General features: G+C 64.0%; 7 protein-coding genes and 2 pseudogenes. 4 read left to right on the forward strand and 5 right to left on the reverse strand.

Going from position 1 to position 9,358, the window contains the following annotated elements:
- Positions 1-225: 225 nt before the first annotated feature.
- A pseudogene (locus AC5JJ6_RS28230) lies at positions 226-934 on the reverse strand (IS6 family transposase).
- Positions 935-1,640: 706 nt separating this feature from the next.
- Between AC5JJ6_RS28230 and AC5JJ6_RS28235 the strand changes: the two are divergent.
- Together AC5JJ6_RS28235 and AC5JJ6_RS28240 are read left to right on the forward strand one after the other, a co-directional pair.
- Complete coding sequence (locus AC5JJ6_RS28235; RefSeq protein ID WP_496045252.1) at positions 1,641-3,311, forward strand: glycosyltransferase 87 family protein; 1,671 nt, start codon at positions 1,641-1,643, stop codon at positions 3,309-3,311.
- Between the two features lie 278 nt (positions 3,312-3,589).
- Positions 3,590-5,110 (forward strand): hypothetical protein, encoded by a 1,521-nt coding sequence (locus AC5JJ6_RS28240; protein WP_496045253.1) that lies wholly within the window; start codon positions 3,590-3,592, stop codon positions 5,108-5,110.
- Positions 5,111-5,298: 188 nt separating this feature from the next.
- On the opposite strand, the gene AC5JJ6_RS28245 is transcribed toward AC5JJ6_RS28240, so the two are convergent.
- A complete protein-coding gene (locus tag AC5JJ6_RS28245; RefSeq protein ID WP_496045254.1) occupies positions 5,299-5,610 on the reverse strand; it encodes a DDE-type integrase/transposase/recombinase in 312 nt (103 codons plus the stop codon).
- Complete coding sequence (locus AC5JJ6_RS28250; protein ID WP_496045255.1) at positions 5,607-6,113, reverse strand: transposase family protein; 507 nt, start codon at positions 6,111-6,113, stop codon at positions 5,607-5,609. The genes AC5JJ6_RS28245 and AC5JJ6_RS28250 overlap by 4 nt, the downstream gene beginning before the upstream one ends.
- Before the next feature lie 147 nt (positions 6,114-6,260).
- Here AC5JJ6_RS28250 and AC5JJ6_RS28255 point away from each other — a divergent pair, with 147 nt between their 5' ends.
- Positions 6,261-6,677, forward strand: a complete 417-nt coding sequence (locus AC5JJ6_RS28255) for a DDE-type integrase/transposase/recombinase (RefSeq protein ID WP_496045258.1) — start codon at positions 6,261-6,263, stop codon at positions 6,675-6,677.
- Between the two features lie 65 nt (positions 6,678-6,742).
- Here the strand turns inward: AC5JJ6_RS28255 and AC5JJ6_RS28260 are convergent, their stop codons facing one another.
- Positions 6,743-6,997 carry a transposase gene (locus AC5JJ6_RS28260; RefSeq protein WP_496045256.1) on the reverse strand — a complete coding sequence of 85 codons (255 nt, stop codon included), beginning with the start codon at positions 6,995-6,997 and terminating at the stop codon, positions 6,743-6,745.
- 187 nt (positions 6,998-7,184) lie between these two features.
- Positions 7,185-8,708 carry a family 1 glycosylhydrolase gene (locus AC5JJ6_RS28265; protein WP_496045257.1) on the reverse strand — a complete coding sequence of 508 codons (1,524 nt, stop codon included), beginning with the start codon at positions 8,706-8,708 and terminating at the stop codon, positions 7,185-7,187.
- A gap of 255 nt (positions 8,709-8,963) precedes the next feature.
- Here AC5JJ6_RS28265 and AC5JJ6_RS28270 point away from each other — a divergent pair.
- Positions 8,964-9,089, forward strand: a pseudogene (locus AC5JJ6_RS28270) (lycopene cyclase family protein); the annotation flags it as partial.
- Positions 9,090-9,358 lie beyond the last annotated feature (269 nt).

Genomic DNA, 9,358 nt, shown 5'->3' on the forward strand with positions numbered 1-9,358 from the left:
AGTTGCGCCTTCGGCGGCGCCGACATGCGCACACTGTTCATCACCACAGCTGGCGGGCTGGGCAGCGTTGGAGAGGGGATTGCGGGCGGTGTCTTCACAACCCGGACCGCTGTCGCCGGGCTGCCCTCGGGGCGAGCGCGATTGGCAGGATAGACCGAGAGCCGGCATTGCCAACTTGTTTGCGCAACAGCGTCGCTGGGACGCATTGCGTGACCGCATGCGGCGTCACACCGTTATCCGGGCGCAGGTCTCCTGCTGCCAGACCCCGAAAGCCTCAGCGCGGGCGTGCCGGTACTGGGCAGCGCTCATGAGGTGCCGCCGCGGTCGGAAGTGACCGTAGATCATGCTGTGCGCTGAAAGGAACCGCTGTGCCTGGCGGGGCGACTTGAAGCGTTGCATCTGGCGCTCCCGGCGCCGGGTCGGGCGATGTGAGTTTTCGGCACGATTGTTGAGGTATCGGCTGGTCCGGTGTCGTACATCGGGCAGGACCTCGCGCTTTGTCGCTCCGTAGCTGCGCAGGCCATTGGTGACGATGCGCTTCGGCTTGTACTTCAGGCCGGCCAGCAGGCGCTTGAAGAAGCGTTTGGCCGCGGTCGCGTTCCGCCGGCCCTGCACCAGAATGTCGAGCACGACCCCGTGCTGGTCTACCGTGCGCCAGAGGTAGTGCAGCACACCATTGATCCGCAGGAAGATCTCGTCGAGGTGCCAAGTGTCGCCCGGCTTCGGCCGGCGCCGGCCGAAGCCTCCGGGCGAAGTCGGCCCCGAACCTTAGGCCCCACTGCCGGATGCTCTCGTGGGTAACCGTGATCCCGCGCTCGGCCAGGATCAGCTCAACGTCCCGCAGGCTGAGGCTGAAGACATGATAAAGCCATACAGCATGGCTGATGATCTCGGCCGGAAAGCGGTAGCCGGGGTAGGTGACGGGCTCGGGCATCATCAACCCAGCTTGGCCCAGCCGCCTCGTTCCGGACAGAGACCGCCAACTTGGCAATGCCCTGCCGGCCCTTGAAGGACTGACCCGGCCTTACCAAGGCCACTCTCCGCCGTCTCACCATGCCGTGGTTTGTACCTGCACAGGGCGGCACCGCAAGGGTGCAGCAGAAACCACGGAAGAGGTCTGCCTGCGGCTCGGCCTTGGGCTGCTTCGGGCGCATCGACAGGTTCCCAGCCAGGGTCCCCCGACCGAATCACGCCCCCTCCGGGTCCGCAACCCACAGCCGCGTTTGCAAGGTTCTGGCCCTTGTTCGAGGCCAAACTTGCGAGATCAGATACTTCCCAAGCACCAGAAACCCGCGGAAGACCGCCACCTTCAACCTATTTCAAGGCTGATTATCAAGCCTAGTGCCGCAAGCATCGGGATTGCCTGCCCAGGACGCTGCAGGTCCTTTGCACCGCCGTTGGGAAACAGTCATTGGCGAGCACCAAGTCGCATTACACGACGACGAAGCCGCCATTCGCAAAGCGCAGCAACGTGATCGTTATGCATCTGGCTTGCTGTTAGACTCTTGCCGTCCCTCAGGAAGGCCGAACGCTTATGCTCCGCCTGGCCAGCGTTCGCACCGGCTATGGTTGACCGGATAACCCGCACCGTCCAACAATCGCAGTGGCGGAAGAACGCCGCGAGCTTTGGTGGGCTTCGGATGGGCTGGGGCGTGCTCTTCGCCTGCTGGATCGCGGCAGCCGCAATCGCCCTCGCTCTTGGCCGGGACACCAGCTGGGATTTAAGAAATTACCACTACTACAACGTCTACGCCCTGCTGGAAGGCCGATGGGCGGTCGATCTCGCACCCGCACGGGCTCATAGCTTCCTGCACCCCGGTCTCGACCTGCCTTTCTACCTGCTCACCCAGAGCCCACTAAACTCCTGGCCACGGCTGGTATCGGTCTTGCAGGCCAGCTATGCGGGACTGCTGGCATTCCTCACCATCGCCATTGCTAATCTCGTCTGCCATGGTGCAGCCGGACGCGTGAACCCCGCCAGTGCGCTGGTCGCGTTGTTCGGACTAACCGGCGCAGCAACGCTACCGGAGGCCGGCTCAACCTATAACGACGTCCAGATTGGCTGTCTGGTCCTAGGCGCGCTGCTCATCCTCCTGCTCGCGGCCGAAGCCGATGACCGGCACGAGCCGCACCGGGCTGCGCGGCGCCGACTGTTGGCTGGTCTTTTAGGCGGCTGTGCGGTTGGCCTGAAGCTCACCGCCATCATCTTCCCGCCCGCCCTCGCGCTTGCCGCAACCATCGCGGCACGAGGTGGCATGGGGGCAAGGACACGGGCGGTGGGGCTGTTGTCGCTCGGTGGCGCGCTGGGCTTCGCGATCACCTACGGACCTTGGGGGGTGTTCCTCTGGCAGCGGTTCGGCAACCCGTTCGGACCGATCGCCAACACCATCTTCCGCTCGCCGTTGTTTCCGCCCACTGGCCAGCGGGATATCAGCTTCCTCCCGGATAGCTTGGCGGAAGCACTTGCCTATCCACTCCTCTGGGCGCACCGGTCCGAGGGAGTTGTGTTGGAGCCGCCACTCGCCGACCCGCGCTTCGCCGTCGGCCTCGCCGCGCTACTCCTGTTTCTGGTTCTGGCGGCTTGGCGTTGGTCCCAGCGAGACAAACACCCTCTCACGGCCTGGACCGGCGCCATGGTGGCCGTCCCCGTCGAGCAAGTCGCCACACGCGCAGTGCAAACGGTGATCGCCTTCGTGCTCGCAGGCTATGCGGCCTGGCTCGGTGTCTTTTCCATCCTGCGCTATGCGGTCCCAATCGAGGTGCTGCTCGGCATCCCGGTCTGGGCGGTGGCACGCGAACTGCTCCTGGCGGCCCCCCCGAGGCATGGATGGGTACTGTCGGCCGGGTTGTGGCGTGGCGGGGCAACACTCTGCCTGGCAACCGCCTTCGGCGTCTGTGCCCTGGTCACCGAGTACCCTGCTCATCCGCGCGAGCCTTTCTTGTGGGAGGCAGAGCCCCGAGGGACCGCGGTGGTAGCGGTCAGCCAACTGGAGTTGCCGGAGGGCTCGCTGGTCGTGATGCTCGGACCCGCCGTTGCTTTCGTCGCGCCGTTCTTGGCTGGTCCCAAAGTTTGGTTCGTCGGCGGCCCCAATCCCAACTGGGCGGGCGTGGCGGCCGATCCTGCCAGTTACGCAGCGCTGGTACTGCGGGCCGTACGGTCGCACTCTGGGCCGGCCTTCGTTGTTCTTGAGTTCCCGGACGACTATGATCAGGAGGCCGCGAACGTGCTCGGCATCGCGTTCAACCGAGCATCCTGCCGCCCGGTGGAGAACAATCTCACGAAAGTGGTTCAGCTCTGCCGCTGGCGTTAGGTCATCGTGATCTACTCATTTCTCCCCGCTATCCAGCTCAGCGGCTGATCGGCGCGCAGAAAATCAGCAGATCATGAGTTGCGGCTTACCTCTTTGGCCATCCGGCAGGAAGCGCGCCCAGCAGGAGTTGCATAGCCTTGACTTCTCGCCCTGATGCCGATGGCCAGGAATCTGTTGCTTTGCACAGGCCGGTTCCATCTCCTTGGAAGCTAGCCATTGTCACGATTGTATCCATAACCTTCTGCAGCTTGCCATTTTGGACCGGACCTTGGCTCGGCATGATCGACTACCCGAACCATCTGGCGCGCTACTTTGTGGTTGCCCATTACGGCGACCTTCCTGCGCTGCAGGAGTTCTACCAAGTTGAGTGGCACCCGATCGCTAACATCGGCCTAGATGTGGTCGTCCAGGCGATCCACATCGCAACCTCGCTGCCGACCGAACGGATAAGCCAGGTGCTTGTCGGGACACTGTCTGTTTTGCTGATCCCCGCGGTCCTGAGCCTCAATCGCGCACTCTTTGGCGTGTGGTCATACTGGCCGCTTGCCTCGGCACTGTTGGTGTTCAACTACGTTCTGCTTTATGGCTTCACCAACTACATAGGTGGGCTGACCCTCGCCATCTTTCTCGCTGCTGCTTGGGCTTCCCTACATGAACGATCTCTGGCAGTCCTGCTACCCGCCTTTGGTCTCGGGGCGGCCGCGCTCTTCTTCTTTCACCTTTACGCCTTCGCCATTTATGGTTTCTTCTGGCTTTGTCACGCAGCATGGTCACTCTGGATGCGCCAGGAGACCATACGGCCTCTTGTCATTCGGCACGCAGCCACCGCGTTGCAGTTCCTTCCGGCACTCCTGGTGCTGGTTCTGTTCAGTCCGACTTCCCGCAACATCGGCTTCGGTCACATCCAGCCAGCGATGGCTTGGGACAAGTTGATGGGGCTCTATAGTGTATTCGACATCGGTGTCCGATCAGTTACACTTGCTACCTTTCTTATTTTTGGCGCAGCCGTGTTGGCGGGGCTGACGTCCCGTCGATTGGTGTTCTCCCCAGTAGGGGCCGTCGTGGTTTCCGCGCTGACCGCGGTCTTCCTCGTCATGCCCTTCGGCTTGCTCGGAGCTGCATTCGCGGACTATCGGCTGCCCGTGGCTATTGTGGCCGTAGCGATAGCTGCGACCCGCTGGCGTGGCCTACCAGGGCGGGCCGTGTTCGTCCTCTCAGCCGCAACAATAACGCTGGTGTTCGTGCGGACTGCAGTGATGACGTCCGAATGGGCGCAGAGCAATCGGCGCTACGCGGAGATCATGCAGTTGATGTCGGCGATGGAGCCTGGACGGAAGCTTCTTACCATTATTGCAACAGAGGATATCGGCGCCATATTTCTCCGCAGGCCGCCCATTGACCACGCCTCGGCCCTCGCCGTTATCGCGCGGCAGAGCTTCGTGCCGACCTTGTTTGCTGAACCCGAGAAGCAGCCGATTTCCTTCACACCCGCCGTAGCGCCGCTCGCGCAGATCCTGCTGCCAATCGCGCCGCTTTACAGCCAGCCCGACTCGATTGCGACGGATCCAGGACTGCCCGGATATCGGCTGGCGGCAACCGCATGGCTTTACCGCTCGCCCGACCCGCTCAGTGTGCCCGAGATAACGCAGTACGACTACGTGCTGGTGTTCGCACGGACGCCACTCCTCCGGGAGTTGCCGGCGCACTTAGAGCGCATCGGTGATGCAACCATCGCAGACCTTACGCTTCTTGCTATAAGGCGCAGCAACATTGGGACCGAAGGGAAAGGACCCAGCTAGTGAAACCTCGCATGAGGTTCTCCTGTCAACCCTGCAATGGGTGTCGCCGGCCGGTTGCTTTAGCCTGGTGATAGTCGAGGCGGAGCTTCGTACCTGACGAGCCTCGCTCGCCAACCTTGCATCCGGCGGGACGGTTCTGTCAGCACTCGCGCCAGATTTGGCGTCACGAGTTGGACGGTGAGCTCCGTCTATGCTGCCTTGAGGATTGCGAGCACAGGAATGGCACGACGGAGATGAAGAAGGCGTCTGCGGTTGGTGGAGACGTGTTGGTTGTGATGGGTTTGGAGGCGGAGGAAGTTGCGGAGCTCGTCATAGCTTCGGCAGAACCGCTCCGCTGAACCGAAGCTCCTGAAGCCGCGCATACATCGAATGCGGCTTTTAACGCCGCGATGATCCTGTTCCAATCTATTATTCTTGTAAGCGCTGCTGCGATGGACAACCCGCCGGCCGAGAGTGCTGCGAATTGCTCGCGGGTAAGAGCCGTATCCATCTGTGGTCACATGGCGGGGACTTGGCCGGTGGCCGACATCGCCGAGCGGAAGAAGGTCTGGGCCGCTGCCATGTCGCGGTGCTCGCTCAACATGGTCTCCATTGCGGTCGATGGTGCGATACAAGTAGCATCACCGGCCGCGAGCCCTGAGGCACGTTTCGTCGACATGCCAGTGGCGGCTGCGGGCATCGCCTCTGCCGTGCCGCCGCTGCCGGAGTTCCCGGGCCAGGATGGGTGCCAGCTCGCGTCCCAATCCCGGACGGCTTCATAGCTGAACACGATCCCGCGCTGGAGAAAGATCTCGTCCAGATCGCGCAGGGTCAGGCGGTAGCGCAGCCGCCACAGCACTACCAGCGCGATGACGTCGCTCGGGTACTGCACCCGGTTCAGTAGGTCGGCACTGCGCTCGTTGAGCTGTTTGCCGCAGTCGCGGCGGCGGAACCTGCGATAGCCCTGGGCGGTGCGGTCCGGCCACTCGGTGACAGCGACCGAACCGCAGCAGATGCATTCCATTCCCAAGATCCAGGCCAGCCGTCAGTATGTCAGAGACCTATCCGCCGCTGTCCGGGCGGCCAAGCCGAACATCTTTGGCGCGACGCCTGACGGAACCATCATGACCCAGCCTTGCAACCCGATCCTGCTCTGACAACCCATCTCGCTATGCCAAGTGGAGGCGCGTCCCCGCCAGGCGTATCGTTCCACTGCAGCGATCTTGATCGCCAACACCATAGGGACTTCAAGCATTTCGGATTTCGCCGACAGTATCAGGTGGCGGTGAGGGTCGCTGGTGTGCAGAACTGGCTCTGGCGCGCCTTCGACGGGAGTGGGCGCGTGCTCGACGTGCTTGTCCAGCGGCGGCGTGACACGCTTACCGCCAGGCGGCTGCTGCGCAAGCTGCTGAAGCGGCAAGGCAGGCCGCCACGCGTCCTGATCACCGATAAGCTCGGCAGCTACAGCGCGGCGAAGGGGGAAATCATGCCGTGCGTCGAGCATTGGAAGCATAATGAGAGCTGTGCGCGGATATGTCAGCATTGCGCCGTGGCCTGGCATGGCGTCGTCGTAGCTCGCTCGACCTGACGCTGCTGTCCAACCTCGCCGTCTTTGTGAATCGCAACGCTTGCCGCAGGCAGACTCGTCCCGTGTCAGGTCGTGGCTGGCTTCAGCAGGGTAAGCGTGCGCCGGAGATTGTAAGCGATAACGGCAAGGCGGACCTGCAGCCCTGCCTTGGCCAGCCCGATCCAGCGCATTCGCCGCAGGCCGTAGCTGCGCTTGCAGGTGCCGAACACCTTCTCGATCCGGCAGCGGACACGCTGGACCTTGGCATTATGAGCGTCCAGCCGCCTCAACGCTTCTGCCCCACCCCAGGTCCCGGTTCCGATCGTGCCTGGTGCCGGCAATCAGGTCCAGCCGCCGCCCGTCGCTGCACCGATGGGTGGAGCATTCGAAGCCCCCCATGAAGAAGCTGTCGAACAGCTGGGAGCGGAACGGCATGGCGGGCGGGTTCTCCTGCGTCAGGGAGCGGGGCGGGGAGGAAGGCGTCGCGGCCGGCGCCGGTTGCATCGGCGGATCGCGGCGCGTACCCGGTCAGCCGGCCGCCTGCCGTGGCGGCACGAGGAAGCGGTCGTCCCTGCGCCACCAACCGGGTTCCTGCAACAGCGGATGCTCGAAGCGGCCCTCCTTGGCGATGGCCTCGGCCGCCTTGGCGATCAGCCGGGGCTGCGGTCGCCCGCTCGGGTGACGCATGTCGAAGACGCCCGGCTCGTAGTGCCCGGTCTTCCGCGTGAGCAGGCTGTTCCAGTCCACCGCGCCGAGCAGCGACCAGATCGTCACCGCACGGAAATCCGCGCCCTCTGCGCGCAGCTTCGCCGCGGAATCCCAGGCCTCGAGGAACCAGCGGACCTGCTCGTGCTCGGGGCACCAGCCGATATGCGCCTCGGTGATTGCCATGGGGATGTCGCCGTAGCGTTGCCAGGCTTCGCGGAGCCGAGGCTCCCACCCTGTCCTGTCCTGCGGTGGCAGCGGCACCCGCGCGGCCTCGATATCGGCATAGGCGTCGTGTCCGTTGCCGCCTTGCATGTGGCCGGGATAGAGCGCCAGCCGGTGGTCGAGGAAGCGTTCGCTGGTGATGTAGTAGTTGAAGCCGATCACCATCGGCCCGGCATCCGCGGTGCGGAACTCGTCCAGCTCCGCCTCCGTCACGCCGGCGGCGAGCAGCCGCGGCCACCACGCATGGTCCCGGTCCAGGCGGCCGGTCAGCATGTCGAGGCTGAGCCAGCGCCGCTCGTTCTCGTCCGCAGCCTGATAGGCGAGAGGCGGCGTGCTGAAGGTCTTGCCCAGATCCTCGGTCTGCACCAACTCGGCATCAGGGATGACCTGACGGATGGCGCGCATGGCGAGCAGGACCGCGCGGCACTCGTTCGCCAGGATGCGGAGGAAGGTCGCCTCGGCGGTGCCGTGCGGGAACCAATGGCCGTAAAGGCCGGAGAACCGCGCGGTGGTCAGCGGCTCGTTCACCGGCGTCCAGGATTTGATCCAGGGGTAGCGCCGGGCGGTGCGTGCGGCCTGTTCGGCGAGCAGCACGGGGAAGTCCGGGTCGAGCAGGTTGGTGTAGTGCGGCCCGCCGCCATGATGGACGAGGCCTGCGATGGGCGTGATGCCGAGCTCCCGCAGGCGGGCGAGCCGCTCGTCGTGCCAGCGCCAGTCGCACTCGCCGGGGCGCTCTGGGGCTACGTGCTCCCACAGAACGGGGTAGCGCAGAGTGCGGAAGCCCAGCCGCGCGACGGCTTCGAGATCGTCGATGCGGTGGTAGTGTCCGCTCTCGCGCAGCTGGTCGCGCCACATGTCTCCGACGCGGAGGACGGTACACTCGATGCCACCCCACAGTTCGAGGCCGGCGGAGGCGCGACAGTCCGTTGCCTCGGGAGTGCCGAGATCGTTCACCGGGTTTCCGTCCAGGGCGGTGAGGTCATCGGTGACGGGGCCCGACCGTGAAAGTTCCACGCAGTCGCCGCGGGAGCCGGGTGCTTGGTGGTGGCTGGCCGCCGATCCTTCTGACGACTCACCGCCCGACCCGTCATCCAACACCCTGAAAGTGGCAAAATCAGTCATGCAGACTCCCCTGAAGCAAATTGCATAAGGGAGCAAACACGATTGACACCGCGAGTTCATGTACGCAGGCGGATTACTTTGGCGGGAGACGACGCCGACACAGAGCGAAGTACCCAGCCGTACGCGCCGTCCATTTCTATTACAGAAGAAGCCACGACGGCGAGCGAGGGTAGGTTCTAACAACTAATAGTGATGGACAATTTCGCCGCCACTGGGAACCCTAGCCCCCCTTCACCGAAACCCAAGGTTCCCGCGATGCCGCTAGTGCCTGCAACGATCGAAGCCGACATCGTCGTGGTCGGCGCCGGGAGTGCCGGCTGCGCCCTGGCCGCCCGCCTCTCCGCCGGTCCCGGCCTCTGGGTTCTGGTGCTGGAAGCCGGTCTAGCGCACGGGCAGCGTGTTGCACCATCTTGTTGCATAGGTCGTGCGATAGAGCGCCTTGGAGTAGGTTGGCGTTGGGGGTGAGCCCTCGAGCCGTGGGGGACGCCTGCTATGCCGTTCAAGGCCGACACTGATCGCCTGCACCGCATCCCCATGCAGCGCCAGAAGGTCACCAACTGGGCTGAGTACGACGCCGACTTGCGCGCCCGCGGCAGCCTTAGTGTCCGTCCGGGATCATATTGTTCTTCGGCATAGCCTTCGCAGCATGA

Source organism: Skermanella sp. (assembly GCF_059503625.1).